The organism is Massilia oculi (assembly GCF_017582745.1).
GTDB classification, from domain to species: domain Bacteria; phylum Pseudomonadota; class Gammaproteobacteria; order Burkholderiales; family Burkholderiaceae_D; genus Telluria; species Telluria oculi_A.
The window spans coordinates 39,972-64,127 of sequence record NZ_JAFVIM010000004.1; the positions used below are offsets into that span (position 1 = coordinate 39,972).

Consider the following 24,156-nt stretch of genomic DNA (forward strand, 5'->3'; position numbering starts at 1 on the left):
GCCAGCGCCATGGAACGCATTCCGATCCTGCGCATGGGCGACCTGCTCCTGGTGACGATCCAGGTCGACATGCATGACCGTCTCGCCATGCAGCTGCAGGACGACCTGACCGAGCGCATCGTGAGCGACGGCGCCAAGGGCGTCCTGATCGACATCTCGGCGCTCGACCTGGTCGACTCCTTCATCGGCCGCATGATCAGCAATACCGCCGCCATGGCGCGCGTGCTCGACGCCCGCACCGTGGTGGTGGGCATGCAGCCGGCGGTGGCGATCACCCTGGTCGAGCTGGGCCTGACCCTGCACGGCGTGAAAACCGCGCTGAACGTCGAGAAGGGCATGGCCCTGCTCGGAAAGAGTTACAGATAATGGTCGACGCGCATACCGATGCCGTCCTGTTCGAGACGCATCTGCTCGACCATCACCGCCAGCAGCGCACCGCGCGCGTGACCCTGCCGCTGCGTTCGGACGAGGACGTGGTGGGCCTGCGCAAGCAGGTGCGCGAACGCGCCGTGGCGCTCGCGCTGTCGCTGGTCGACCAGACCAAGCTGGTGACGGCCGCCAGCGAACTGGCGCGCAACACCATCAAGTACGGCGGCGGCGGCGAAGTCCACCTCGACGCGCTCGACGACGGCCTGCGCAAGGGCATCGGCCTGCTGTTCGTCGATGCCGGCCAGGGCATTCCCGACATCGACAGCGCCCTGCGGGATGGCTTTACCACCGGAGGCGGTCTGGGCCTGGGCCTGGGCGGCTCCAAGCGCCTGGTCGACGAGTTCGACATCGACAGCCGTGCGAAGGAGGGCACCGCGGTGCTGATCGTCAAATGGAAGCGCTGATCAGTTCCCAGTCTGTGCAGCAGGTGTTCGCCGTTTCCCACGCCAGCGACGTCGCCGCCGTGCGCCGCGCAGGGCAGAAGCTGGCCGATTCGCTGGGTTTCAACGAGACCCGCGCCGGCCAGCTGGCCCTGATCATCACCGAAGCGGCCACCAATATCCTCAAGCACGCCGGCGAGGGCGAGATCCACGTCGGTCCGGCGCAGTCGCCGGCCGGCATCGGTGTCGACGTGCTGGCGCTCGATAGAGGCCCGGGCATCGCCGACCTGGCCAGCAGCCTGGTCGACGGCGTCTCGACCGCCGGCACCGCCGGCACCGGCCTGGGCGCGCTGCACCGCCTGTCCGACGAATTCGACGTGTATTCGACGCGCGGCGACGGCGCCGCGTTCTTCATGCGCCTGTGGCGCGACGTGCCGGGCCCCGATCCGTGCGGGGTCGAGGTGGGCGCCCTGTGGAGCCCGATCAAGGGCGAGGAAGTCTGCGGCGACGGCTGGGCCGTCGCCTGCGCCGGCGACGGCGCGACCCTGCTCGCGGCCGACGGCCTGGGCCATGGTCCGGACGCGGCGCGCGCGGCCAATGCGGCGATCCGGGCGCTGGACCAGCGCGGTCCGATCGCGGCGGGAGAGCTGGTGCATGCGGCGCACGAGGCCCTGCGGCCCACGCGCGGCGCGGCGCTGGCGGTCGCGCGCATCGATTTCGCTGCCGACGAGCTGCGCTTCGCAGGCGTCGGCAATATCGGCGCGGTTGCGATCGACCATGGGCGCCGCGCGCTGGTGTCGCACAACGGCATCGTCGGCCACAATATGCGCAAGGTGCAGGAGTTCACGGTGCCGTTCGGCCCCGGCGCGCTGTGCATCCTGCATTCGGACGGCATCGAGACCCGCTGGGACCTGGACAAGTACCCGGGCCTGCAGGGCCGCAGCCCGGCCCTGGTCGCGGCGATCCTGATGCGCGACCACATCCGCGGCCGTGACGACGCCATGGTGCTGGTGGTGCGTCGCCTGGGTGAGAAGGCATGAGCAAGGTCCAGCGCATCCTGAGCGTCGGCCTGGACAGCGACCAGGACGTGGTGCTGGTGCGCCAGCGCGCGCGCCAGATCTCGGCGCTGCTGGGCTTTTCCCAGCAGGACCAGGTGCGCATCGGCACCGCCGTCTCGGAAGTGGCGCGCGGCGCCTGCCACCAGGGCCCGGGCGGACGCGCGCTGTTCCAGCTGCGCGAGAACGAAGGCCGCCAGCACCTCGAGGTGCTGGTGGGCGGCGGCAGCGCTCCCGCGGGCGTTGCCGACGCCGACGCGCCCGACACCGAGTCGCTGCGCGAACTGGCGATCATCACCGCGCACCGCCTGATGGACGCCTGCGAGGTCGATCCGGGCGACGCCGGCGCCTCCATCGTCACCGTGCGCAAGGCGCTGCCGCGCCACGAACACGTCACCCCGGCACGCCTGGCCGAGATCGGGGCGCGCCTGGCGGACAGCCCGGTGTCGAACCCGGTGCACGAGCTGCAATTGCAGAATCAGGAATTGCTGGCCACCCTGGCCGAGCTGCGCGAACGCCAGGACGACCTGCTGTCGCTGACGCGCGAACTGGAAGACACCAACCGCGGCATCGTGGCGCTGTACGCCGAGATCGAGGACAAGGCCGAGCGCCTGCGCCGCGCCGACGAGATGAAGTCGCGCTTCCTGTCCAACACCAGCCACGAATTGAGGACGCCCTTGTCGTCGATCCGCGCGCTGGCCCAGTTGCTGCTGGACCGCATGGACGGCGACCTGACCGAGGAACAGGAACGGCAGGTGAAATTCATCGCCAATGCCGCCAGCGACCTGTCGGAACTGGTCAACGATCTGCTCGACCTGGCCAAGATCGAGGCCGGCCGGGTCGAGACCCACGTCGAGCCGGTGGTGGTCGAGAACCTGTTCCGCGCCCTCAAGGGCATGTTGCGCCCGCTGGTGGATGAGGGAAGGGTGGAGCTGATCTTCGAGCCGTCCGGCATCGAGGAGCCGTTTCATTCGGACGAAGGGAAAATTTCGCAGATCCTGCGCAACTTCATCTCCAACGCGCTGAAGTTCACCGAACAGGGCTCGGTGCTGGTGTTCGCCGCCCACGATCCGGAAGCCGACACCATCGCCTTCGCGGTGGCCGACACCGGCATCGGCATCAGTCCCGACAACCTGCAGCTGATTTTCGAGGAATTCAGCCAGATCGAGCATCCGCTGCAGCGCCGCAGCAAGGGCACCGGGCTCGGACTGCCCTTGTGCCGCAAGCTCGCCGACCTGCTCGGCGGCCGGGTCGACGTATCGAGCACGCTGGGAGTGGGCTCCACGTTTACACTGACCTTGCCGCGCACGCCGCCCAACACATCGCAGCAACCGACCATGGATCCTGATGGAACCGCATCATGAATAGTCATCCGACCCAGATTCTCAACGTCGACGACAACGACGGTGCCCGCTACGCCAAGACCCGCATCCTGCAGAGCGCAGGCTTCGACGTCATCGAGGCCGCCAACGGCACCGATGCGCTGGAGATGGTCAAGCGCCACCTGCCGGCGCTGGTGCTGCTCGACGTCAAGCTCCCCGACATCAACGGCATCGAGGTGTGCCGCCGCATCAAGGCCGAATCGGACAGCAGCAGCGTGCTGGTGCTGCAGACCTCGGCGGCGCTGACCGGCCGCGCCGACAAGATCCGCGGCCTGGAGGGCGGCGCCGACAACTACCTGGCGGCGCCGATCGAGGCCGACGAGCTGATCGCCAATGTCAATGCGTTGCTGCGCATGCGCCGCATCCAGGTCGACCTGCGCGACAGCGAAGAACGCTTTCGCCAGCTGACCGACAATATCGACGACGTGTTCTGGATGTTCTCGGTGCCGGGACGCGCGCTGGTCTACGTGAGTCCGGCCTATGCCCAGGTCTGGGGCCGCAGCGCCGAGTCGCTGCGTGACGATCCGGGCGGCTGGCTCGAGGCCGTGCATGCCGACGACCGCGCGCGCATGACGACGCGCTGGCAGCGCCTGGCCGAGGAACCCCACTACGACGACGAATTCCGCATCCACGGCGCCGACGGCCAGCTGCGCTGGGTGCGCGACCGCCTGTTCCCGGTGCGTAACGCGCGCGGCGAGGTGTACCGGGTCGCGCGCATGAGCAGCGACATCACGGCGCGCAAGGAGATGGAAGCGCTGCTGCGCACGGCCGACAGCAACAAGAACCAGTTCCTCGCTACCCTGGCGCACGAACTGCGCAATCCCCTGAGCCCGATCCGCAACGCGGCGGCCCTGCTGGGCGCCAGCGGCGAGGGCGCGGCCGAGCGCCAGGCGCGCGCGCGCGACGTGATCACGCGCCAGGTCGACCACCTGGCCCACCTGGTGGACGACTTGCTGGACGTGGCGCGCATCTCGGAAGGCAAGATCGTGCTGCGCAACGAAGAGGTGGACCTGAAGGGCGTGATCGCGCAGGCGATCGAGACCGCGGGTCCGCTGATCGCCGCCCGCGAGCACAGCCTCGACGTACGCCAGCCGCTGGAAGACTTGTGGGTGGCGGGCGACCCGGTGCGCCTGGCCCAGTCGGTCGGCAACCTGCTGCACAACGCAGCCAAGTTCACGCCGGTCGGCGGCGCGATCACGCTGGCGGTGGACGTCAAGGGAGAAGATGCGGGCCGGCGCGTGCGCATCTCGGTGCACGACAACGGGATCGGCATCGATGCCGACAACCTGCCGCGCATCTTCGGCATGTTCGCCCAGGCCGCGGTGCCGCCGGACCGCGCGCCGGAAGGGCTGGGCATCGGCCTGTCGCTGGTGTCGCACCTGGCCGAGCTGCATGGCGGCCGGCTGGAAGCGACCAGCCCCGGCATCGGCCAGGGCAGCACCTTCACGATCGAACTGCCGCTGCTGCGCGCCGCGTCCGGCGCGCCCGCGGCCGCGCCGCAGGAAGCCGAAGACGGCCCCGAGTCCGTCGGCATGCGCGTGCTGCTGGTGGACGACAACGTCGACGCCATGGAGATGATGGGCTTCCTGCTGGCCGAAATGGGCTACCAGCCGGTCACCACGGCCGATGCCGGCGAAATCGAGGCGCTGGCGTTGCGCCACAAGCCGCAGGTGATCGTGCTCGACATCGGCCTGCCGGGCGTGGACGGCTACCAGGTCGCGCGCCGCCTCAAGGGCAATCCTGACCTGGCGCACATCCGCCTGGTGGCGCACACCGGCTACGGCTCGCCCGAAGACCGGCGCCGCGCGCAGGAGGCGGGTTTCGATGCCCACCTGGTCAAGCCGGCCGAGTTGTCGGACCTGGAAGCGGCGCTGCGGGGCGGCTGACCCGCGGCGATTACGCCAGCAGCGCCACCGCCTTCACCTGCGCCCACAGCGCAAGGCCCGGTTCCACCGCCAGCTCGCGCCGCGAGCGCTCGGTGATGTGCGCCAGCAGGGCGGTCTCGCCGATCATCAAACGCACCAGCACCTGCCCCGGCGCCGCCGCCGGGCCCACCGCATCGACGACCGCCGGCAGGATATTGGTGATGCTGCTGCCGCGCGGGCGCTCGAGCGCCAGGCTGACGTCGCGCGCATGGATGCGGCAGCGTACGCGGCTGCCGATGGCGGCCTCGCGCCGCCCGACCAGCAGCTCGCCGCCGGGGAAGGCCAGGTGCGACAGGCCGTCGGCGTCGCGCCCGGCGAGCACGGTCTCGATCATCACGCCGGCATCGTCCTCGAAGTTCGCCGCCAGGTCGAGCCGCGCCAGCGTTTCGGCAAGCGGTCCGCTGGCCAGCACGCGTCCCTGTTCCAGCACGACCAGGTAGTCGGCCAGGCGCGCCACTTCGTCGGCCGAGTGGCTGACGTAGACCACCGGCAGCGCCAGCTCTTCGTGCAGGCGTTCGAGATAGGGCAGGATCTCCTGCTTGCGCTTCATGTCGAGCGCCGCCAGCGGTTCGTCCATCAGCAGCAGGCGCGGCGAGGCGAGCAGGGTGCGCGCGATCGCGGCGCGCTGGCGTTCGCCGCCCGACAGCGTGGCCGGACGCTGCTTCAGCAGGTGTCCGATGCCAAGCAGTTCGGTCACGGGCCCGATCTCGAAACGGCGCGCGCCCGCTGGCAGGCGCTTGAGGCCGAACTCCAGGTTGGCGCGCACGTCCAGGTGCTCGAACAGGCTCGCTTCCTGGAACACGTAGCCGATGCCGCGCCGGTGGGTCGGCACGTACACGCCGCGCGCATCGTCCTGCCAGGTTTCGTCGCCGACGGCGATGGCGGCGCCGGGCGAGCGTTCCAGTCCGGCCAGGATGCGCAGCAGCGTGGTCTTGCCTGAGCCGGAATGGCCGAACAGCGCGCTCACGCCGTGGTCGGGCAGGTCGAGGTCGGCGTCGAGGCTGAACGCGCCGCGATCGAGTCTTACCTTGATGCGTATGCCGCTCATCGGCGCGTCCCCCTGACCGATTGCGGGTACAGCGTGTACAGCACCAGCAGCACCACGAACGAGAACACCAGCATGCCGCCGGCCAGCCAGTGGGCCTGCGTATATTCCATCGCTTCCACGTGGTCGTAGATCTGGGTCGAGACCACGCGCGTCTTGTCGGGGATGTTCCCGCCGATCATGAGCACCACGCCGAACTCGCCGATGGTGTGGGCGAAGCCGAGGATGGCGCCGGTGACGAAGCCGGGCCGCGCCAGCGGCACCACCACCGACCAGAAGGTGTCCCAGGGCGTGGCGCGCAGGGTGGCCGCGACTTCCAGCGGGCGTGTGCCGACCGCTTCGAAGGCATTGGTCAGGGGCTGCACCACGAAGGGCAGCGAATAGAAGACCGAGGCGATCACGAGGCCGGTGAAGGTGAACGACAGCGTGCCCAGGCCGAGGGCCTGGGTGGCCTGTCCGAGCGGGCCGTTGGGGCCCATCGCCAGCAGCATGTAGAAGCCGATCACGGTCGGCGGCAGCACTAGCGGCAGGGCCACCACCGCCCCCACCGCATGCCGCAGCCTGGAGTGCGTGCGCGCCAGCCACCAGGCCAGCGGCGTGCCGAAGACGAGCAGGAGCAGGGTGACGACCGTGGCCAGCTTGAGCGTCAGCCAGATCGCGGCGAAATCCGAACCATCCAGCATCCGGTCAGACTTCGTAGCCGAAGGTGCGGATCAGCGCTTTCGCCTTGTCGGTACGCAGGTATTGCAGCAGCGCCTGGGCAGCGGGGTTCTTCGCGCCCTTGGCCAGCAGCGCGGCATCCTGGCGGATCGGCTCGTGCATATTGGCCGGGACGATCCAGCCCGAGCCGGAGGTGAACTTGCCGTCGCGCCAGACCTGGGCCTGGGCCACGAAGCCCAGTTCGGCATTGCCGGTGCTGGCGAACTGCCAGGCCTGGGCGATGTTCTCGCCCTGGACGATGCGCGGCTGCACAGTCTCGTACAGGCCGAGCTTTTGCAGGGTGGCGACGGCGGCGGCGCCATACGGCGCGGTTTTCGGGTTGGCGATGGCGAGATGCTTGTAGCTGCCGGTCTTCAGGACGTTGCCGCCGGCGTCGACGACGCCATCCTTGGCCGACCACAGCACCAGCCGGCCGGTGGCGTAGGTGAAGCGGCTGCCGGCCACGACGTGGCCCTCGGTCTCCAGCTTGGCCGGGGTTTCGTCGTCGGCCGCCAGCAGCACCTCGAACGGCGCGCCGTTGCGGATCTGGGCGTAGAACTTGCCGGTGGCGCCAGTGGCGACGATGGCCTTGTGGCCGGTGTCGCGCTGGAACTCGGCGGCCAGCTTTTCCATCGGGCCGGCGAAGTTGGCGGCGACCGCGACCTGGACCTCGTCGGCGTGTGCCGTTCCCATGATGGTCAGTACGGCGAGCAGGCTGGCAAGGCGTTTCATGTTTTCTCCAGATAAGGTCAGCCACATCGTGGTAGCCTGCTGTGTGATTTGCAGGCGCTATGTATTAAAGTATATAACGCGAAGTATATAACGAAATATCGGACGACAACAGATGAGCACGGAAGACAAGAGCATCGCCCTCGATGGCAAGGTCTGGATGACGGTCGGCGGCGAGAACCTCGGCGGCGGCAACCGGGTCGAACTGCTGGCGGCGATCGGGCAGCTCGGCTCGATCACCGGCGCGGCCAAGGCGGTCGGCCTGAGCTACAAGGCCGCCTGGGATGCGATCGACACGATGAACAATCTCGCGGGCGAGGCGCTGGTGGAGCGCGTCACTGGCGGCAAGGGAGGCGGGGGCACGCAGCTCACGGCGCGTGGCCATCAGCTGGTGGGCAATTTCAGGATGATCGAGCAGGTACACAATGATTTTCTCGATCGACTCAACCGCCAGGCCGGCAACGTGGCCGACGACCTGGCACTTTTTACGAGGTTCAAGATGAGGACCAGTGCACGCAACCAGTTCTTCGGCACGGTGGCCCGGGTGGCGCGCGGCGCCGTCAACGACGAGGTCGAGCTCGAGATCGCGGGCGGCCAGACGATCGTCGCCATCGTCACGCGCGAGAGTCTTGACAACCTCGGACTCGCGCCAGGGCGGCAGGCCTTTGCGCTGATCAAGTCGTCGTCGGTGATCGTGATGACCGAAGGCGATGGCGCGCGGCTGTCGACGCGCAATCGGCTGAAGGGCCAGGTCACGCGGCTGATGCGCGGCGCGGTCAATTCCGAGGTCGTGATCGCGCTGGCCGGCGGCGGCAGCGTGGCGGCCACCATCACCAATGAAAGCGTGGATGCGCTCGAACTGGCCGAGGGCAGGGCGGCGACCGCGTTGTTCAAGGCCTCGAGCGTGATCCTGGGCGTGCCGGACTAGGCGCCTATTGGCCGCACAGGTGCTGTATCGCAACCAGCCGCGGCGGCGGATCGCAGCGGCACAGGCACAGGTCGCCGTCGAGGGCGTACTGCCTGCCGTCGTGGCGCGCCGGCAGGCGTGGGCCGTCGAGGCCGATGATGCCGGTCGTGCCGCAGACCGGGCAGGACACCTGGTCGCCTTCGAGCGCGACCTTTACGCCGTCGAGGGCCAGCAGCGAGCTGGCCGAGGTCACGGTGCCGCCGGCCGTCGTCGATGCGCCGAGCGTGATGTAGTAGCGCGTTGCCATTGTCCACTCCTCGTATGCAAGGATGCAGCATAAGGATGGACCGGGTGGCCGTTTTTGACAACCCATAAAAAAACCCCGCCAGGGTCGCGGGGGATTTCAGGTCAGCATCTGCGCTGGATTACTTGTCCTGCACCGTGAACGCGCCATACGGCTTGAGCTGTTCCTCGAGCTTGGACGGATCGCCGACCACTACGATCGACTGGTTCTCGGGCGCGAAATACTTCCTTGCCACGGTGCGCACCTGCTCCGGCGTGACCTTCTGGATCTTTGGCACATATTCTCCAAGGAATTCCGGCGGCAGGCCGACCAGCCAGTTGGCGGCCAGGGTATTGGCGACCGAGCGCTGCAGCTGGTTGCTGAGCAGGTAGCCGCCCGCGACGTAGCGCTTGTTCATGTCCATTTCCTTGGCCGGCACCAGATCAGCGCCGAGGCGCTTGTACTCCTTGAAGTATTCCTCCAGCGAGGCGCCGGTCACTTCGTTGCGCACGTCGGCGCCGCCCACCATCATGCCGCCCGCACGGCTCATGCGCGCGCCGGCCGAGGCGCCGTAGGTATACCCCTTTTCCTCGCGCAGATTGGTGTTGATGCGGCTCGAGAAACCGCCGCCCAGGATGGTGCTGGTCAGGCGCAGCGGGATCTGGTCCGCGGCGCTGGCCGCGATGCCGGGGCTGCCAAGGCGCAAGGTCGACTGCACGCTGCCGTCGCGCTCGAGCAGGATGCGCGCCGGTTTCACGCCGGTCGCCACCGCCGGGGTGTCGGGAAGCGCCGCGCCGCTGGCCTTCCAGTCGCCGAAGGCCGCTTGTGCCAGCTTCATCGCCTCGGCTTCCGTGATGCGGCCGGTGACCACCAGCAGCGCGCGGTCGGGGCGGAAGCGCTTCGCGTGTTCCGTGCGCAGCATCCCGGCGCTGACGGCATTGATCGACTCGACCGTCGGGTCGGTGCGGCCATACGGGTGGTCGCCATACACGGCCTTCTTGATCGCGCGCTCGGCGCGGAACGTCGGCTGGGTTTCGGACACGCGCAGCGACTGCAGCGCATTGGCCTTGGCCAGCGCCACCTCGTTTTCGGGGAAGGACGGCTGGCGCACGATCTCGGCCATCAGCTCCAGCATGCCGCTCGCCTGCGAGGCCAGGGCGTTGCCCGAGACGATGATGCCGTCGGCGGCCGGGCTGGCCGCCACTTCGCCGCCCATGCCCTGGGCCGCTTCGGCGATCGCGCGCGAATCGCGCTTGCTTGTTCCTTCGTTGAGCATGCCGGCCAGCATGGCGGCAAAGCCGCTCTGGTTCGGCGCATCGGCCGCGAAGCCGGCCCCGCGCAGCGCCAGCACGTAGTCCACGCACGGCAGGCCCTGGCGCGGCACGACCCAGACGGTCAGGCCGTTGGACAGGGTCTGCCTGGCGATCTTCGGCGCCGGGATCGATTTTTCCTGGCCGTAGGCGGGCATGCCGGATGGGGCCCTGGCGTCGGCGGACTGGGCCGCTGGCGCGAATGCGAACGAGATGGCAAGTGCGAGCATCAGTTTGTTCATGATGCGCTCCTTATTTGGTGTTGGTGGTGGCCGACGCAGTCTTGGCTGCCTCGATCATGGCGGCCGGCTTGCGGTCGATGACGGTGCGGTTGGCAGGCACCAGATAGGTCTTGACCGCGCGCTGGATGTCGTTCGAGGTCACGCCTTCGATCCAGCCCGGGATCTTGTTGACCACATTGGCGTCGCCCCACAGGGTCTGCAATTTCGCCAGGGTGTCGGCGCGGTTGACGAAGCTTTCCAGCTTGTTGTTCCAGTCGGCCAGCATGCGCGTCTTCACACGCTTGAGTGTCACATCGTCGACGCCGTCCTTCGCGATCTTCGCGATCTCTTCGTCCATCGCCTTGAGCACGGCGTCGGCGCTGCTGTCCGGCTTGTACAGCGCGAACACGGTCATCAGCGTCGGGCCGTTGTATTCCCATGGGCTGGTCAGGCCGAACATGGTGTCGACGTTGAGGGCGATCTCGCGGCCCTTCACCAGGCCCTGGTAGAACAGCGAGGCATCGCCGCCGCCCAGCAGCTCGGCAAGCACCGCGATCGGCGCCTGGTCGCGGCTGCCGCGTTCCGGCACCTTCCAGGCGGCCGCGATGGCCGGCACCTGGGCCAGGGCGTCGCTTTGCTCCAGCCGCTTTTCGGCGGTGTTGAGGGGCTCCGAGAAATCGGTGCCTTTCGGCACCGGGCGCGCCGCGATGCCGCCGAAGTATTTCTGGGCCAGCGCAAAGCCCTGCTGCGGCGTGATGTCGCCGGCGATCGCCAGCACCGCGTTGTTGGGGCCGTAGTAGTCGCGGTGGAAGGCGCGCACGTCGTCCAGGCTGGCGTTTTCCAGGTCTTCGAAGCTGCCGTAGCCGTCGTGGTTGTTCTCCCATTTCTGGAAGGCGTGATGGCTGATGTCGATCCACATGAAGCCGCCGTAAGGCTGGTTCTTGACGTTGACGCGGATCTCTTCCTTGACCACGTCCTGCTGGTTCTTCAGCGTGGTGGGGTTGAAGTCCAGGGTCTTCATGCGGTCGGCTTCCAGCCACAGGATCGGCTCCAGGCTCGAGGCTGGCGCGGTCTCGATGTAGTTGGTGAAGTCGGGGCGGGTCGAGCCGTTGTTCCAGCCGCCGCCGGCGGTGATGGTGGTGTCGAACACGCCCTTCGGCGCGTTCGGCGTGCCCTGGAACATCAGGTGCTCGAACAGGTGGGCGAAGCCGGTGCGGTTACGCGGCTCGAGGCGCATGCCGACGTGGTAGACCACCGAGACGCCGACGGTCGGCGAGCTGCGGTCTTCCGACACGATGACGGTCAGTCCGTTGTCGAGTTTCTTGGTATTGACCGGCAGGGTCCACTGATCGCTCGGGGCGGCGAAGGCCGACATCGACAGGGTGAGCCCGGCCATCAGGACAGGTAATTGGCGCATGCGCATGGGGACCTCATGATGAATGGTGGAACGGTGGCGCCAGGGCGCCACCGGCGGCCCATCTTATCGCAATGGCATGCCAATAAAGAATCTTTTTGTTGTTGCAGCGCAGGATATGACGACGTCATGCAGACGGCATCCGGCCCGTGCATGTGCATTTCGGGCGGCGAATCGTGCAGTTCGTCGCATAGCCCACCGGCGCAGTTGGCTTTCGGGCTATAGTTGCAACATGACAAGTCGCGGCGCAAAGCCGGCGCAAGAATTCACTGGAGAGAATGGATGAACCACCTGATCAAGCTGGGCGCCGCGTTTGCCCTGTTGGGGGCCTCGATCGGCATCGTGGATGCCGCGCCGGACACGGGCACCGAGACCCGCGCGATCGATGCGCGCGTTGTGCGCGTCAAGCTCGAAGGGGTTGGCGACCTGAAGATCCGCCAGGGGACGACGCCGTCTCTCATCCTGACCGGCGACGCGCGCCTGCTGTCGCGCACGACCACCTCGCAGCGCGGCGATACCCTCCAGATCGAGACCGAAGGTCGCAACTCGGGCTTCAGCTTCGGCCGCTCCTCGGGGCTGCAGGCCGAGCTGGTGCTGCCGAACCTGCGCGCGGTGTCGTCCGAAAGCGTCGGCGCTACCACGGTGAGCGGGTTTGCCGGTGAAACACTGGACATCAACCTCGATGGCGCCGGCTCGATGTATGTATCATCATCGGAATACCGCACCATCAAGGCCAGCCTGGGCGGCGTCGGCAATCTCAAGATCCAGGGTGTGGACAGCGAGACGGTCGACCTGAGCCTGGGCGGCGCCGGCTACGTGACCCTGAGCGGGCGCAGCAAGAACCTCAGGGCAGAGCTCGGCGGATTGGGCGGGCTCGACGCCCAGGCTTGTACGGTCGAAGCCGTGACCCTGGACCTGTCGGGGCTCGGCAATGCGACCGTCAATGCCCGCAGCAGCGCCAACCTGTCGCTGTCGGGCATGGGATCGGTGACGGTGTTCGGCAAGCCGGCCAATCGCAAGGTCGCCCTCGATGGCCTGGGCAAGGTCAACTGGAAATAACGATCCAGAATCTGTGCACGAGACATGAAAAAAATACTCCTTGTGACGCTGCTTGCCATCGGCCTGCAATTCGGCCTGCAGGCGAGCGCCCGGGCCGGCTTTGCGGAGGGCGCGAGCGCCTACAACGCCCGCAACTATGCGCTGGCATTGAAAGAAATCAGTCCGCTGGCCAAGGCCGGCAATCCCGACGCCCAGCACCTGCTGGGCCTGATGTACTACATGGGCCGCGGCGTCACGCGCGACTACAAGCAGGCCTTCGCCTGGCACCTGAAGGCGGCCGAGCAGGGCAAGGCCGACGCCCAGTACGTGGTGGGCGCCATGTACTACACCGGCAACGCCGTGCCGCAAGACCAGAAGCATGCGGTGAGCTGGTTCCGCAAGGCGGCCGAGCAGGGCAATCCCGACGCCCAGCACGCGCTCGGGCTGATGTACCGCTACAGCGTGGCCGGCGTGCCGCAGGATGCGGTGCTGGCCTATATGCTGTACAACCTGGCCGCGGCCGGCGGCCACCGCAACGCGGTCGAACAGCGCGCCGCGATCGGCAAGAAGATGACGCCGGAACAGGTCGAAGAAGCGCAGGCCCTGTCGCGCACCTGGAAGGTGGGCACCGCCTTGCCGACCGCGTCGAAGACGGGCGGCAGCACATGATGCGTCAACGACGGAGCAGCTCCAGCGGCATCGCCTCGCCCAGCGCCGCGTAGCCGCGGTCGTTCGGGTGCAGGTGGTCGCCGCTGTCATAGGCCGGCAATAGCCGGCTGGGGCGCGCCGGATCGCGCAGGACACGGTCGGCGTCGAACACCGCATCGAACTCGCCGCTGCTGCGGATCCAGGCGTTCACCGCCTGGCGCAGCGCGTCCTTTTCAATCGAGTACAGCGCCGCGCCTTCGAACGGCGCCAGCGTTGCGCCGGTCACCGCGATGCGCGCGGCGTGGGCGCGGGCGATCAGCTGGCGATAGCCGGCCACCAATTCTTCCAGCGTGACCGGATTGGTCGCCGAGCTGTTGCCGACATCCTCGATGCCGACCATCAGCACCAGCTGGCGCACGCCGCTGGTGGCCAGCACGTCGCGCTCGAAGCGCGCCAGGGCGCTGCGTCCGGCCAGCGGATTGGCCGGGTCGTCGCGGAGCAGGCGGTTGCCGCCTATGCCGCGGTTGATCACGCCCGGGCGCGCAGCGGCGCTGCGCTCGTCTTGCAGACGCCGCGCCAGCACGTCGGTCCAGCGCCGGTTGGCGTCATTGGTGCTGCGCGCGCCGTCGGTGAGCGCGTCGCCCAGCACGACGATGGCGCCTGTCGCGCCGTCGACCTCCAGCGCCGTCAGGAATGGCCAGGCCGTGATCGTGCGCTGGACCGGCAGGCTGGCGCTGGCGGTATGGTCGCCGCTCGGCGACACATAGCCGGTCTGGCGCGCCTGGGAGTGCAGGGTGGATGCCTGCACGGCGCCCGGCAGGTACAGGCTGACGGCCACGTGCGCGAGCGGCGGCAGGTTCAGTTCGACCGGATCGGACAGCGCCGGCGCGCCCGCCGGGATCGTCACGCCGGCGTGACCGCCAAAGGTCAGGGCGCGGTCGGTGCCGGGCGCCAGGTCCGAACCCTGGGCGCGCAGGCCGATGCGCGCCGCGCCGATCCGCAGCGGCGTCGACCCCAGCTCGTTCGACAATCGGATGCGCACGCGGTTGCCGCCCACGCTGGACTGGACGATCAGGCGCAGGGTCTGATTATTGAAAGCGTGCAGGCTGGCGTCCGGCGGCGGTCCGGCCGGCGCCGCGCCCCAGCTCGCGGTCCAATGGCTGGTGTCCCAGGATTGGGCCATGGCCTGCTGGCCGGCCAGGGTGATGGCGGCGGCCACCATGGCGCTGGCCAGCAGCAGGCGGCGCAGTGCAGGCGTGACATAAACTTGTGGCAACAACCGGCGCGCAGCCGCGGCCAGGGCGGACAGGAAACGGTTCATGTACGGCTCCTCGGGCGCCCATGCGATAAGCATGAGCTCGTAATGACAATCTAGCCTTGCCGGGCGATGTGGAAAAGATGGCAAGTCGCCCGATCGTTGCGCGATATCGAAGCGCATTTTGTTTGCGATTCCAACAAGAAAATTCTAGCGGCCAAAAGTTCGCGGTAAGCGATCTGGCGAACTGAGCGGAACGCCGATGCGGTCCAGCATGGGACCGAACACATCGACAAGGAGGTGGACATGGCGGATGTTGAATTGACGATGACGACCCAGGTGCCGGTCTCGACGCAAGAGGCCTGGGCCTGGTCGACCTCGCTCCAGAGCGTGCGCGCCGAGATGCGGCCTTTGCTGAAGCTTGTCTTTCCGAAAGGAATGACGGATATCGGCGCCAATACGATGCTCGGCAAGTCGCTGGGCCGCTGCCAGTTCCTGCTGTTCGGCCTGTTCCCGGTCGATATGTCGAAGTTGACGTTTACCGAGATCGTGCCGGGCCATCGTTTCGTCGAGCAATCGCAACTGCTCTCGATGCACGCCTGGCGGCATGAGCGCGTGATCACGCCGGCCCCGGACGGCCGCGGAGCACTGATTACCGACAAATTGAAGTTCGCGCCCCGGTTCGCCGCTCCCGTCGTGCGCGCCATGGTCAAGCTGCTGTTCGCGCACCGCCACAAGATGCTGGCGCGTGCGCTCGGCGTCCAAAGCCAGGAAATTGCTCAAAACAGAGATGGAAGGGCGCGCCGGGACAGGTCCGCGTGGTAGGCTTCGGCTTCGACTCACTCGCGCGCGCCTGTCAATACAGTGGCTATGGCGCGGCGACCATTTGGAGCATGTATGTTGATTGCCACTCACGGCGGCAAATTCCACGCGGATGATGCGTGGGCGGTCGCCGTCCTGAAGGTGCTGTTCCCCGAGGCGGACATCGTCCGCACCCGCGAACAGGCCAGGATCGATGCCGCCGACTTCGCGATCGACGTCGGCGGGGTCTGGGACCCGGCCACGGGCCGCTTCGACCACCACCAGAAGGAATTCGACGCCACCCGCGTGTCCGGCGTGCCCTATGCCAGCGCCGGCCTGGTCTGGCGCGAGTATGGCGCGCGCTGCGTCGCCGCCCTGGCCGAGCGCCATACCGGCGAGCGGCTCACGGACGACACGGCCCAGCAGATCGCCTACGCGATCGATGCCGACATCGTCCAATACCTCGACCTGTCGGACGTCGGCGTGGCCAAGAATGCGCCGGGCAGCTATGGCTTGTCGGCGGTGGTATCCGGCTTCAATCCCGGCTGGCTCGACGAGCAGCGCCTGGGATATGGCGAGGCGGTGGAGGTCTACCGCATGGGCCAGTTCATGCGCGCCGTCGAGTTCCTGACCGACATCATGGGCAATGCCGTGCGCTACCGCGTCGGTGCGATGCTGGCCGTGACCCAGGTGCGCCAGGCCGAGGTGCTCGAAGACGGCAAGCTGCTGTTCCTCAAGAATGCCGCGCTGCCCTGGAGTAGCGTGGTGCGCAAGGAGATGCCGAAGGTCCTGTTCGTCATCAGCCACAGCCTGACCGAGCAGCGCTACATGCTGCACACGGTGTCGGTCGACACCGAGAGCTTCGACGCCAGGGCCGACCTGCCGGAAGCCTGGGCCGGCCTGCGCGAAGCCGAGCTGGCGGCCGTGACCGGTGTCGAGGACGCGGTGTTCTGCCATACCGGCCGCTTCATCGCCGCCGCCCGCAGCTATGCGGGCGCCCTCACCATGGCGCGCCAGGCGCTGGCTGCGGTAGAGCCGGGGCTATAACGACGCGCACGGCGGCGCGCAAGCCGGCCCCGACTCCCGTACAATTACGGTTTTGCTAACACGGGGAGTAATCAACCATGCGCGCCATCGAGATCACCCAGCCCGGCAAGCCGGAAGTCCTGCAACTGTGCGAGCGCCCGACGCCGGCCTTGAGGTCCGGCGAAGTGCTCATCAAGGTCCACGCCGCCGGCATCAACCGGCCCGACGTGCTGCAGCGCATGGGTAAATACCCGGTGCCGCCTGGCGCATCAAGCCTGCCCGGCCTGGAAGTGGCGGGTGAGATCGTCGACGGCGACCTGGAAGGCAGTGACTTCAAGAAGGGCGACCTGGTATGCGCGCTGGTGCAGGGCGGCGGCTATGCCGAATACTGCGCGGCGCCGCTCGAACAATGCCTGCCGGTGCCGGAAGGCCTGAGCGCGCTGGAAGCGGCCACCTTGCCGGAAACGTATTTCACCGTGTGGAGCAATGTGTTCGACCGCGCCCGCCTGTCAGAGGGCGAGAGCCTGCTGGTGCAGGGCGGCAGCTCGGGCATCGGCGTGACCGCGATCCAGCTGGCCAAGGCCCTGGGCCACCGCGTGTTCGCCACCGCCGGCAGTGCCGACAAATGCCGCGCCGTCGAGGCGCTCGGCGGCGACCGCGGCATCAATTACCGCGACGAGGATTTCGTCGCCGTGGTCAAGGAACTCACGAACGGCAAAGGTGTCGACGTTATCCTGGACATGGTGGCGGGCGACTATGTGGCACGCGAGATCGATTGCCTGGCCGATGACGGCCGCCTGGTCGTGATCGCGCTGCTGGGCGGTGCGCGCGCCAACGTCGACATGGGGCAGGTGCTGCGGCGCCGCCTGCACATCACTGGCTCGACCCTGCGGCCGCGTCCGGTGGAATTCAAGGCGGCGATCGCGCAGCAGTTGCGCGAACATGTCTGGCCGCTGTTCGCCCAGGGCAAGATCAAGCCGGTGATCCACCAGGTCTTCCCCATGGAGCAGGCGGCAGAGGCGCATGCGCTGATGGAGTCGAGCACCCACGTCGGCAAGATCGTGCTGCAGGTGCAGCCGGGCTGAAGTAAGCGAAAAGGGGCGTGCCGGCAGGGCCAGGACGGTCTCGCGGGCACGCGGTTTCGGCGGATTCCAGGCAAAAATCAGCGAGCTGAGCAGCTCAGCCTTTGTTTGACCGCCATATGATCGACCGCTAGAATAGCGGGTTATTTGACATGGGGTAGTATGCGTCCCAAACTCGTCGTAGGTAACTGGAAGATGAACGGCAGCCGTGCAGCCAATGCACAGCTGCTGCAAGGTATTCTCGCAGGATTGAACGAGGCAGGCGCCGCAAGCGCCGTCTGCGTCCCCGCTCCCTACCTCTTTCAGTGTGAACAACTTCTCGCAGGCAGTGCAATGGCATGGGGCGCGCAAGACGTCGCGACCGAGCCATGCGGCGCCTTCACCGGCGAAGTCTGTTCCTCGATGCTGCAGGATTTCGGCTGCCGTTACGTGATCGTCGGCCACTCCGAGCGCCGTGCCTACCATGGCGAATCGAATGCGCTGGTGGCAGGCAAGGCCAAGGCGGCGCTGGACGCCGGCCTGACCCCGATCGTGTGCGTCGGCGAAACGCTGGAGCAGCGCGAGGCGGGCGCCACGCAGGACGTGGTCGGCGCCCAGCTGGATGCGGTGCTCGAAGTGGTGGGCGCCGATGCCGTGCCCAAGCTCGTGGTTGCCTACGAGCCGGTATGGGCGATCGGCACCGGCAAGACGGCGACGCCGGCGATGGCCCAGGAAGTGCACGCCTTCTTGCGCAAAAAACTGCGCAACTGCAACGCCGAGGCAGCGGAGAACGTACAAATCCTTTACGGCGGCAGCATGAAGCCGGAGAATGCAGGCGATCTGATGGCGCAACCGGATATCGATGGCGGCCTGATCGGTGGAGCCGCTTTAAAGTCGAGTGATTTCCTTGGGATTATTCGGGCAACATAAGATTTGGCTATAAGTATCACGAATTTTCGAATCTTTTGAAAATATAAGAAATTTAAAAACGTTGTTTTAAACTTGGAATGGAATTGCAATGATCTGGTTCAATTTGATTATCGTCGTGCAAGTTGTTTCGGCCCTGGCCATTATCGGCCTGGTCTTGATGCAGCACGGTAAGGGCGCCGATATGGGCGCGGCCTTCGGTTCGGGCGCCTCGGGCAGCCTGTTCGGCGCCTCGGGTTCGTCGAACTTCCTGTCGAAGTCGACTGCCGTCGCGGCCGCCATCTTCTTCGGCTCGACCCTGGCGCTGGCCTATATCGGCAACAGCGGCAGCGGCGGCGAAAGTGGCGGCGGCGTCATGGGTCGTGTGACCGTGCCGTCGAGCCAGGCGCCTGCGACGGGCATCCCTGGCGGTGCTCCAGCCCAGACCGCGCCGGCCGACGTGCCGACCCTGCCGGCCAACAATGCCGCACCGGCCGCAGCCATTCCCGCGACCCCGGCGCCAGCCGCTCCGGCAACCGAGGCGCCGGCAGCGCCAGCACCGGCCGCTCCAGCCAAGTAATGGAGTAGGGCGCGGCAATCGCGCCACACTTGTTGTTCAGAAACGCGCCGTTCTACGGCGCGTTTGTGTTTTTAGGCGTAGAATGCTGCGGCGCGTGGCTAAAGTATCAAGCCATGAGGTACGTGACCCTGGAATATTGACGCGTACCGTGTTTAGCAGTGCGGTCTTACGGCGCAAGTAATTGATGAGCCATCGATTATTCGGCGACGTGATTCAAAAAATTCGCAAATATCCTTGTGATTGCGCAATTTGAGCATTGATAAGTAATGCTAAGGCAGGGTAAAATACTGGTCTCCAGCCGACGTGGTGAAATTGGTAGACACGCTATCTTGAGGGGGTAGTGGCGCAAGCTGTGCGAGTTCGAGTCTCGCCGTCGGCACCAAAATTTAGAAAGAAAGCCAGCAAGGGCGCACGAGTTTTCCCTCATGCCTGAGCTGGCTTTTTTACGAGGATCGTCGTCCGGTCCTGGTGGCAGGCTTGAAGCCAGGTTCGCACGATTCGGTGCTGCATCCCCGCAGCATTTCATTAACCGATCGTTCAGGAAGCTTCAGCTGTGAACCTCGAAAATTATCTCCCCGTTCTTCTCTTTATCCTGGTTGGCATCGGCGTCGGTGTTGCCCCGCAGGTGCTCGGTCGCCTGCTCGGCCCGCACAAGCCCGACGAAGCCAAGCTGTCCCCGTATGAATGCGGCTTCGAAGCGTTCGAAGACGCACGCATGAAGTTCGACGTCAGGTACTACCTGATCGCGATCTTGTTCATTTTGTTTGATCTGGAAACGGCATTCTTCTTCCCATGGGGCGTCTCGATGCGCGAGCTGGGTTGGACCGGTTTCATCACGATGATGGTGTTCATCGCCGAGTTCGTGGTCGGTTTCTGGTACATCTGGAAGAAAGGTGCCCTTGATTGGGAATAAGCCATGGCAATTGAAGGCGTATTAAACGAAGGTTTCATCACCACCACAGCCGACAAGCTGATCAACTGGGCGCGTACGGGGTCGATGTTCCCGATGACGTTCGGTCTGGCCTGCTGCGCGGTCGAGATGATGCACGTGGGCGCGGCCCGCTACGACATGGACCGCTTCGGTATCGTGTTCCGTCCATCGCCACGTCAGTCCGACGTGATGATCGTCGCCGGCACCCTGTGCAACAAGATGGCGCCGGCGCTGCGCAAGGTCTACGACCAGATGGCCGAACCGCGCTGGGTGATCTCGATGGGTTCCTGTGCCAACGGCGGCGGCTACTACCACTACTCGTATTCGGTGGTGCGCGGCTGCGATCGCATCGTCCCGGTCGATGTGTACGTGCCAGGCTGCCCGCCGACTGCCGAAGCTCTGCTCTACGGCATCATGCAGCTCCAGAACAAGATCAAGCGCACCAATACCATCGCGCGCTAAAAACGGACGGCGTACTCCATGACGACAAAACTCGAGACCCTTGAACTCGCCCTGAAAAATGCATTGGGCGAGGGCGCCGCTATCTCCGCGGCGCTGGGCGAAGTGACGGTGGTGGTCAAGGCTACTGATTACATCAAGACCATGGCCACCCTGCGCGATGACCGCAGCCTGGCGTTCGAACAGATGATCGACCTGTGCGGCGTCGACTATTCGACCTATGGCGAAGGCACCTACGAAGGTCCGCGCTTCGCGGTGGTGGTGCACCTGCTGTCGATCGAGAAGAACTGGCGCGTCCGCGTGCGCGTGTTCTGCCCGGACGACGACATGCCGCTGGTCGAATCGATCACCGGCATCTGGCGCGCCGCCAACTGGTTCGAGCGCGAAGCGTTCGACATGTACGGCATCCTGTTCGACGGCCACGGCGACCTGCGCCGCATCCTGACCGACTACGGCTTCATCGGCCACCCGTTCCGCAAGGACTTCCCGATCTCGGGCTACGTCGAAATGCGCTACGACCCGGAACAGAAACGCGTGATCTACCAACCCGTCACGATCGAGCCGCGCGAGAACATCCCGCGCGTGATTCGCGAAGAGACCTACGGGACGAAATAATGGCTGAGCTTAAGAACTACACCCTGAACTTTGGTCCGCAGCACCCGGCAGCGCACGGCGTGCTGCGCCTGGTGCTCGAACTCGACGGCGAGGTGATCCAGCGCGCCGACCCGCACATCGGCCTGCTGCACCGCGGTACCGAGAAGCTGGCGGAAACCCGCACCTATCTCCAGTCGGTTCCCTATATGGACCGCCTCGACTACGTGTCGATGATGTGCAACGAACACGGCTACGTGCTGGCGATCGAAAAGCTGCTCGGCATCGAAGCGCCGATCCGCGCCCAGTACATCCGCACGATGTTCGACGAGATCACCCGCATCCTGAACCACCTGATGTGGCTCGGCGCGCACGCGCTGGACATCGGCGCCATGGGTCCGTTCCTGTACTGCTTCCGCGACCGCGAAGACCTGTTCGACGTCTATGAAGCGGTGTCGGGCGCGCGCATGCACGCGGCCTATTACCGTCCGGGCGGCGTCTACCGCGACCTGCCGGACACCATGCCGCAACATAAACAGTCGCCGATCCGCAGCGCCAAGGCGATCGCCGAGCTGAACGAACACCGCCAGGGTTCGGTCATCGACTTCCTGGACGCGTTCACCAAGCGCTTCGACGGCTATGTCGACGAGTACGAGACCCTGCTGACCGACAACCGTATCTGGAAGCAGCGTACGGTCGGCATCGGCGTGGTTTCGCCGGAAGACGCGAAAGCCATGGGCTTCACCGGCGCCATGCTGCGCGGCTCGGGCATCGCCTGGGACTTGCGCAAGCACCAGCCTTACGCGGCCTACGACAAGGTCGAGTTCGACATCCCGGTCGGCACCAACGGCGACTCCTACGACCGCTACCTGGTGCGCGTGGAAGAGCTGCGCCAGTCGAACCGCATCATCAAGCAGTGCCTGGCCTGGCTGCGCGCCAACCCGGGCCCGGTGATGATCGACAACAACAAGATCGCGCCGCCGAACCGGATGGACATGAAGTCCAATATGGAATCGCTGATCCACCACTTCAAGCTGTTCACCGAAGGCTTCCACGTCCCAGAGGGCGAGGCCTATGCCGCGGTCGAGCACCCGAAGGGCGAGTTCGGCATCTATATCGTCTCCGACGGCGCCAACAAGCCATACCGCCTGAAAATCCGCACTCCGGACTACGTCCACCTGCAGAGCCTCGACGAGATGGCACGCGGCCACATGATCGCTGACGCGGTGGCCATCATCGGTACCCAGGACATCGTGTTCGGCAGTATCGACCGGTAAGAGGAAGGGCAGAGAAAAACTATGTTATCCGCGCAGTGCTATCAAAAAATCGATCGCGAGCTGGCCAAGTACCCAGCCGATCAACGCCAGTCGGCCGTGATGGCTTCGCTGGCCCACGCCCAGGTCGAACTGGGCTGGCTGTCGCCTGACACCATGCAGGAAATCGCCGACTACATCGGCATGCCGGCCATCGCCGTGCAGGAAGTGGCGACTTTCTACAATATGTTCAACATCAAGCCGGTCGGCAAGCACAAGATCACCGTGTGCACCAACCTGCCATGCGCCCTGTCGGGCGGCGAACGCGCCGGCCAGTTCCTGAAGGACAAGCTGGGCATCGACTACCGCGACACCACCGAAGACGGCCAGTTCACGCTGATGGAAGGCGAGTGCATGGGCGCCTGCGGCGACGCGCCGGTCATGCTGGTGAATAACCACCGCATGTGTTCGTTCATGAGCGACGCCAAGATCGACGCCCTGGTAGAGGAACTGAAGAAATGACCAGTCTGCACGACCGTCACATCAAACCGCTGATCCTCGCCAACCTGAATGGCGAGAACTGGCACCTGGCCGACTACGTCAAGCGTGGCGGCTATTCGGCGCTGCGCCGCATCATCGAAGAAAAGATCACGCCGGAACAGATCATCGCCGACATGAAGGCTTCGGGCCTGCGTGGCCGCGGCGGTGCGGGCTTCCCGACCGGCCTGAAGTGGAGCTTCATGCCGCGCCAGTTCCCGGGCCAGAAATACCTCGTCTGCAATACCGACGAAGGCGAGCCGGGTACGTTCAAGGACCGCGACATCATCCGCTACAACCCGCATGCGCTGATCGAAGGCATGGCCATCGGCGCCTACGCGATGGGCATCACCGTGGGTTACAACTACATCCACGGCGAGATCTTCCAGGACTACCTGCGCTTCGAAGAAGCGCTGGAAGAAGCGCGCGCGGCCGGCTTCCTGGGCAATAACATCCTGGGTTCGGAATTCTCGTTCCAGCTGCACGCCCACCACGGCTACGGCGCCTATATCTGCGGCGAAGAAACCGCGCTGCTCGAGTCGCTGGAAGGCAAGAAGGGCCAGCCGCGCTTCAAGCCGCCATTCCCGGCCTCGTTCGGCCTGTACGGCAAGCCGACCACGATCAACAACACCGAAACGTTCGCGGCCGTCCCGTTCATCCTGAACATCGGCGCCGAGAACTACATGGCGCTGGGTAAACCGAACAACGGCGGCACCAAGATCTTCTCGATCTCGGGCGACGTCGAGCGTCCGGGCAACTACGAAGTCCCGCTGGGCACGCCATTCGCGACCCTGATGGAACTGGCTGGCGGCATGCGCGGCGGCAAGAAGATCAAGGCCGTCATTCCTGGCGGTTCGTCGGCGCCTGTCGTTCCTGGCGACCTCATGATGCAGACCGACCTCGACTACGATTCGATCGCGAAAGCCGGTTCGATGCTGGGTTCGGGCGCCGTCATCGTCATGGACGAGACCCGCTGCATGGTCAAGTCGCTGCTGCGCCTGTCGTACTTCTATTACGAAGAATCGTGCGGCCAGTGCACCCCGTGCCGTGAAGGCACCGGCTGGATGTACCGCATGGTCCACCGTATCGAGAACGGCCAGGGCCGTCCGGAAGACATGGACCTGCTGAACAATATCGCCGACAACATCAAGGGCCGCACCATCTGCGCGCTCGGCGATGCGGCCGCGATGCCAGTCCAGGCGATGATCAAGCACTTCCGCCAGGAATTTGAATATCACATCGAGCACAAGCACTGCCTCGTGCCCGCATACCTTTAAACCAGGTCAGGTAA

The 24,156-nt window shown here is 65.9% G+C and carries 26 protein-coding genes and 1 tRNA gene; 20 read left to right on the plus strand and 7 right to left on the minus strand.

Going from position 1 to position 24,156, the window contains the following annotated elements:
* Positions 1 to 9: 9 nt before the first annotated feature.
* The 5 genes from J3U95_RS05970 to J3U95_RS05990 are packed head-to-tail and all read left to right on the plus strand — an operon-like array spanning position 10 to position 5,132.
* Positions 10 to 366, plus strand: a complete 357-nt coding sequence (locus J3U95_RS05970; RefSeq protein ID WP_005666383.1) for an STAS domain-containing protein — start codon at positions 10 to 12, stop codon at positions 364 to 366.
* Complete coding sequence (locus tag J3U95_RS05975; protein WP_208277729.1) at positions 366 to 833, plus strand: anti-sigma regulatory factor; 468 nt, start codon at positions 366 to 368, stop codon at positions 831 to 833. The genes J3U95_RS05970 and J3U95_RS05975 overlap by 1 nt, the downstream gene beginning before the upstream one ends.
* A complete protein-coding gene (locus J3U95_RS05980; protein WP_208277730.1) occupies positions 821 to 1,849 on the plus strand; it encodes an ATP-binding protein in 1,029 nt (342 codons plus the stop codon). The genes J3U95_RS05975 and J3U95_RS05980 overlap by 13 nt, the downstream gene beginning before the upstream one ends.
* Positions 1,846 to 3,228, plus strand: coding sequence for an ATP-binding protein (locus J3U95_RS05985; RefSeq protein WP_208277731.1), 1,383 nt, complete (start codon positions 1,846 to 1,848; stop codon positions 3,226 to 3,228). Before J3U95_RS05980 ends, J3U95_RS05985 begins: the two co-directional genes overlap by 4 nt.
* Positions 3,225 to 5,132, plus strand: coding sequence for a hybrid sensor histidine kinase/response regulator (locus J3U95_RS05990; RefSeq protein ID WP_208277732.1), 1,908 nt, complete (start codon positions 3,225 to 3,227; stop codon positions 5,130 to 5,132). Before J3U95_RS05985 ends, J3U95_RS05990 begins: the two co-directional genes overlap by 4 nt.
* A gap of 10 nt (positions 5,133 to 5,142) precedes the next feature.
* Here J3U95_RS05990 and modC read toward each other — a convergent pair whose 3' ends face one another.
* From modC to modA, 3 genes are read right to left on the minus strand one after another with little or no spacing between them, the layout of a single operon-like run.
* Positions 5,143 to 6,219 carry a molybdenum ABC transporter ATP-binding protein gene (gene modC, locus J3U95_RS05995; protein WP_208277733.1) on the minus strand — a complete coding sequence of 359 codons (1,077 nt, stop codon included), beginning with the start codon at positions 6,217 to 6,219 and terminating at the stop codon, positions 5,143 to 5,145.
* The gene (modB, locus tag J3U95_RS06000) at positions 6,216 to 6,899 is read right to left on the minus strand and encodes a molybdate ABC transporter permease subunit (protein ID WP_208277734.1); all 684 of its coding nucleotides are present in this window, start codon (positions 6,897 to 6,899) and stop codon (positions 6,216 to 6,218) included. The genes modC and modB overlap by 4 nt, the downstream gene beginning before the upstream one ends.
* Positions 6,900 to 6,903: 4 nt before the next feature.
* Positions 6,904 to 7,647 (minus strand): molybdate ABC transporter substrate-binding protein, encoded by a 744-nt coding sequence (gene modA, locus J3U95_RS06005; RefSeq protein WP_208277735.1) that lies wholly within the window; start codon positions 7,645 to 7,647, stop codon positions 6,904 to 6,906.
* 112 nt (positions 7,648 to 7,759) lie between these two features.
* On the opposite strand from modA, the gene J3U95_RS06010 reads away from it, so the two are divergent.
* Entirely contained in the window at positions 7,760 to 8,572 is an 813-nt protein-coding gene (locus tag J3U95_RS06010; protein ID WP_208277736.1) for a TOBE domain-containing protein, read from the plus strand.
* 4 nt (positions 8,573 to 8,576) lie between these two features.
* Here the strand turns inward: J3U95_RS06010 and J3U95_RS06015 are convergent, their stop codons facing one another.
* The 3 genes from J3U95_RS06015 to J3U95_RS06025 form a co-directional block, all read right to left on the minus strand.
* The gene (locus J3U95_RS06015; RefSeq protein WP_208277737.1) at positions 8,577 to 8,858 is read right to left on the minus strand and encodes a PAAR domain-containing protein; all 282 of its coding nucleotides are present in this window, start codon (positions 8,856 to 8,858) and stop codon (positions 8,577 to 8,579) included.
* Between the two features lie 118 nt (positions 8,859 to 8,976).
* Positions 8,977 to 10,386 (minus strand): M16 family metallopeptidase, encoded by a 1,410-nt coding sequence (locus tag J3U95_RS06020; RefSeq protein WP_208277738.1) that lies wholly within the window; start codon positions 10,384 to 10,386, stop codon positions 8,977 to 8,979.
* A gap of 10 nt (positions 10,387 to 10,396) precedes the next feature.
* A complete protein-coding gene (locus tag J3U95_RS06025) occupies positions 10,397 to 11,782 on the minus strand; it encodes a M16 family metallopeptidase (RefSeq protein ID WP_229519671.1) in 1,386 nt (461 codons plus the stop codon).
* A 279-nt stretch (positions 11,783 to 12,061) separates the two neighbouring features.
* Here J3U95_RS06025 and J3U95_RS06030 point away from each other — a divergent pair, with 279 nt between their 5' ends.
* Entirely contained in the window at positions 12,062 to 12,838 is a 777-nt protein-coding gene (locus J3U95_RS06030; protein ID WP_208277740.1) for a GIN domain-containing protein, read from the plus strand.
* Between the two features lie 24 nt (positions 12,839 to 12,862).
* Positions 12,863 to 13,486 carry a tetratricopeptide repeat protein gene (locus J3U95_RS06035; RefSeq protein WP_208277741.1) on the plus strand — a complete coding sequence of 208 codons (624 nt, stop codon included), beginning with the start codon at positions 12,863 to 12,865 and terminating at the stop codon, positions 13,484 to 13,486.
* Between the two features lie 4 nt (positions 13,487 to 13,490).
* Here the strand turns inward: J3U95_RS06035 and J3U95_RS06040 are convergent, their stop codons facing one another.
* Positions 13,491 to 14,786, minus strand: a complete 1,296-nt coding sequence (locus tag J3U95_RS06040; protein WP_208277742.1) for an SGNH/GDSL hydrolase family protein — start codon at positions 14,784 to 14,786, stop codon at positions 13,491 to 13,493.
* A 261-nt stretch (positions 14,787 to 15,047) separates the two neighbouring features.
* On the opposite strand from J3U95_RS06040, the gene J3U95_RS06045 reads away from it, so the two are divergent.
* The 12 genes from J3U95_RS06045 to nuoF all read left to right on the plus strand — a co-directional run bounded on the left by J3U95_RS06045 (position 15,048) and on the right by nuoF (position 24,142).
* Complete coding sequence (locus tag J3U95_RS06045) at positions 15,048 to 15,545, plus strand: Rv1443c family protein (RefSeq protein WP_208277743.1); 498 nt, start codon at positions 15,048 to 15,050, stop codon at positions 15,543 to 15,545.
* A 72-nt stretch (positions 15,546 to 15,617) separates the two neighbouring features.
* A complete protein-coding gene (locus tag J3U95_RS06050; protein WP_208277744.1) occupies positions 15,618 to 16,568 on the plus strand; it encodes an MYG1 family protein in 951 nt (316 codons plus the stop codon).
* A gap of 77 nt (positions 16,569 to 16,645) precedes the next feature.
* Positions 16,646 to 17,632, plus strand: coding sequence for an NAD(P)H-quinone oxidoreductase (locus J3U95_RS06055; RefSeq protein WP_208277745.1), 987 nt, complete (start codon positions 16,646 to 16,648; stop codon positions 17,630 to 17,632).
* Positions 17,633 to 17,791: 159 nt separating this feature from the next.
* Positions 17,792 to 18,538: a triose-phosphate isomerase gene (tpiA, locus tag J3U95_RS06060; RefSeq protein ID WP_208277746.1), complete on the plus strand. Its 747-nt coding sequence runs from the start codon at positions 17,792 to 17,794 to the stop codon at positions 18,536 to 18,538.
* Between the two features lie 88 nt (positions 18,539 to 18,626).
* Positions 18,627 to 19,094 carry a preprotein translocase subunit SecG gene (secG, locus tag J3U95_RS06065; RefSeq protein WP_208277747.1) on the plus strand — a complete coding sequence of 156 codons (468 nt, stop codon included), beginning with the start codon at positions 18,627 to 18,629 and terminating at the stop codon, positions 19,092 to 19,094.
* Between the two features lie 297 nt (positions 19,095 to 19,391).
* Positions 19,392 to 19,476, plus strand: a tRNA-Leu gene (locus J3U95_RS06070).
* A gap of 171 nt (positions 19,477 to 19,647) precedes the next feature.
* Positions 19,648 to 20,007 (plus strand): NADH-quinone oxidoreductase subunit A, encoded by a 360-nt coding sequence (locus J3U95_RS06075; protein ID WP_005666426.1) that lies wholly within the window; start codon positions 19,648 to 19,650, stop codon positions 20,005 to 20,007.
* 3 nt (positions 20,008 to 20,010) lie between these two features.
* Positions 20,011 to 20,487: a NuoB/complex I 20 kDa subunit family protein gene (locus tag J3U95_RS06080; RefSeq protein ID WP_005666428.1), complete on the plus strand. Its 477-nt coding sequence runs from the start codon at positions 20,011 to 20,013 to the stop codon at positions 20,485 to 20,487.
* A gap of 18 nt (positions 20,488 to 20,505) precedes the next feature.
* Positions 20,506 to 21,099, plus strand: a complete 594-nt coding sequence (locus tag J3U95_RS06085; protein ID WP_208277748.1) for an NADH-quinone oxidoreductase subunit C — start codon at positions 20,506 to 20,508, stop codon at positions 21,097 to 21,099.
* A complete protein-coding gene (locus J3U95_RS06090) occupies positions 21,099 to 22,352 on the plus strand; it encodes an NADH-quinone oxidoreductase subunit D (RefSeq protein ID WP_109347070.1) in 1,254 nt (417 codons plus the stop codon). The genes J3U95_RS06085 and J3U95_RS06090 overlap by 1 nt, the downstream gene beginning before the upstream one ends.
* Before the next feature lie 21 nt (positions 22,353 to 22,373).
* Positions 22,374 to 22,850, plus strand: a complete 477-nt coding sequence (gene nuoE / locus J3U95_RS06095) for an NADH-quinone oxidoreductase subunit NuoE (RefSeq protein WP_208277749.1) — start codon at positions 22,374 to 22,376, stop codon at positions 22,848 to 22,850.
* Entirely contained in the window at positions 22,847 to 24,142 is a 1,296-nt protein-coding gene (gene nuoF, locus J3U95_RS06100; protein ID WP_208277750.1) for an NADH-quinone oxidoreductase subunit NuoF, read from the plus strand. Before nuoE ends, nuoF begins: the two co-directional genes overlap by 4 nt.
* The last annotated feature ends 14 nt before the right edge of the window (positions 24,143 to 24,156 follow it).

Coding starts and splice junctions, on each gene's coding strand:
- J3U95_RS05970 (WP_005666383.1), top strand. CDS start 10: ATGGAACGCATTCCGATCCTGCGCATGGGCGACCTGCTCCTGGTGACG.
- J3U95_RS05975 (WP_208277729.1), top strand. CDS start 366: ATGGTCGACGCGCATACCGATGCCGTCCTGTTCGAGACGCATCTGCTC.
- J3U95_RS05980 (WP_208277730.1), top strand. CDS start 821: ATGGAAGCGCTGATCAGTTCCCAGTCTGTGCAGCAGGTGTTCGCCGTT.
- J3U95_RS05985 (WP_208277731.1), top strand. CDS start 1,846: ATGAGCAAGGTCCAGCGCATCCTGAGCGTCGGCCTGGACAGCGACCAG.
- J3U95_RS05990 (WP_208277732.1), top strand. CDS start 3,225: ATGAATAGTCATCCGACCCAGATTCTCAACGTCGACGACAACGACGGT.
- modC (WP_208277733.1), bottom strand. CDS start 6,219: ATGAGCGGCATACGCATCAAGGTAAGACTCGATCGCGGCGCGTTCAGC.
- modB (WP_208277734.1), bottom strand. CDS start 6,899: ATGCTGGATGGTTCGGATTTCGCCGCGATCTGGCTGACGCTCAAGCTG.
- modA (WP_208277735.1), bottom strand. CDS start 7,647: ATGAAACGCCTTGCCAGCCTGCTCGCCGTACTGACCATCATGGGAACG.
- J3U95_RS06010 (WP_208277736.1), top strand. CDS start 7,760: ATGAGCACGGAAGACAAGAGCATCGCCCTCGATGGCAAGGTCTGGATG.
- J3U95_RS06015 (WP_208277737.1), bottom strand. CDS start 8,858: ATGGCAACGCGCTACTACATCACGCTCGGCGCATCGACGACGGCCGGC.
- J3U95_RS06020 (WP_208277738.1), bottom strand. CDS start 10,386: ATGAACAAACTGATGCTCGCACTTGCCATCTCGTTCGCATTCGCGCCA.
- J3U95_RS06025 (WP_229519671.1), bottom strand. CDS start 11,782: ATGCGCCAATTACCTGTCCTGATGGCCGGGCTCACCCTGTCGATGTCG.
- J3U95_RS06030 (WP_208277740.1), top strand. CDS start 12,062: ATGAACCACCTGATCAAGCTGGGCGCCGCGTTTGCCCTGTTGGGGGCC.
- J3U95_RS06035 (WP_208277741.1), top strand. CDS start 12,863: ATGAAAAAAATACTCCTTGTGACGCTGCTTGCCATCGGCCTGCAATTC.
- J3U95_RS06040 (WP_208277742.1), bottom strand. CDS start 14,786: ATGAACCGTTTCCTGTCCGCCCTGGCCGCGGCTGCGCGCCGGTTGTTG.
- J3U95_RS06045 (WP_208277743.1), top strand. CDS start 15,048: ATGACGACCCAGGTGCCGGTCTCGACGCAAGAGGCCTGGGCCTGGTCG.
- J3U95_RS06050 (WP_208277744.1), top strand. CDS start 15,618: ATGTTGATTGCCACTCACGGCGGCAAATTCCACGCGGATGATGCGTGG.
- J3U95_RS06055 (WP_208277745.1), top strand. CDS start 16,646: ATGCGCGCCATCGAGATCACCCAGCCCGGCAAGCCGGAAGTCCTGCAA.
- tpiA (WP_208277746.1), top strand. CDS start 17,792: ATGCGTCCCAAACTCGTCGTAGGTAACTGGAAGATGAACGGCAGCCGT.
- secG (WP_208277747.1), top strand. CDS start 18,627: ATGATCTGGTTCAATTTGATTATCGTCGTGCAAGTTGTTTCGGCCCTG.
- J3U95_RS06080 (WP_005666428.1), top strand. CDS start 20,011: ATGGCAATTGAAGGCGTATTAAACGAAGGTTTCATCACCACCACAGCC.
- J3U95_RS06085 (WP_208277748.1), top strand. CDS start 20,506: ATGACGACAAAACTCGAGACCCTTGAACTCGCCCTGAAAAATGCATTG.
- J3U95_RS06090 (WP_109347070.1), top strand. CDS start 21,099: ATGGCTGAGCTTAAGAACTACACCCTGAACTTTGGTCCGCAGCACCCG.
- nuoE (WP_208277749.1), top strand. CDS start 22,374: ATGTTATCCGCGCAGTGCTATCAAAAAATCGATCGCGAGCTGGCCAAG.
- nuoF (WP_208277750.1), top strand. CDS start 22,847: ATGACCAGTCTGCACGACCGTCACATCAAACCGCTGATCCTCGCCAAC.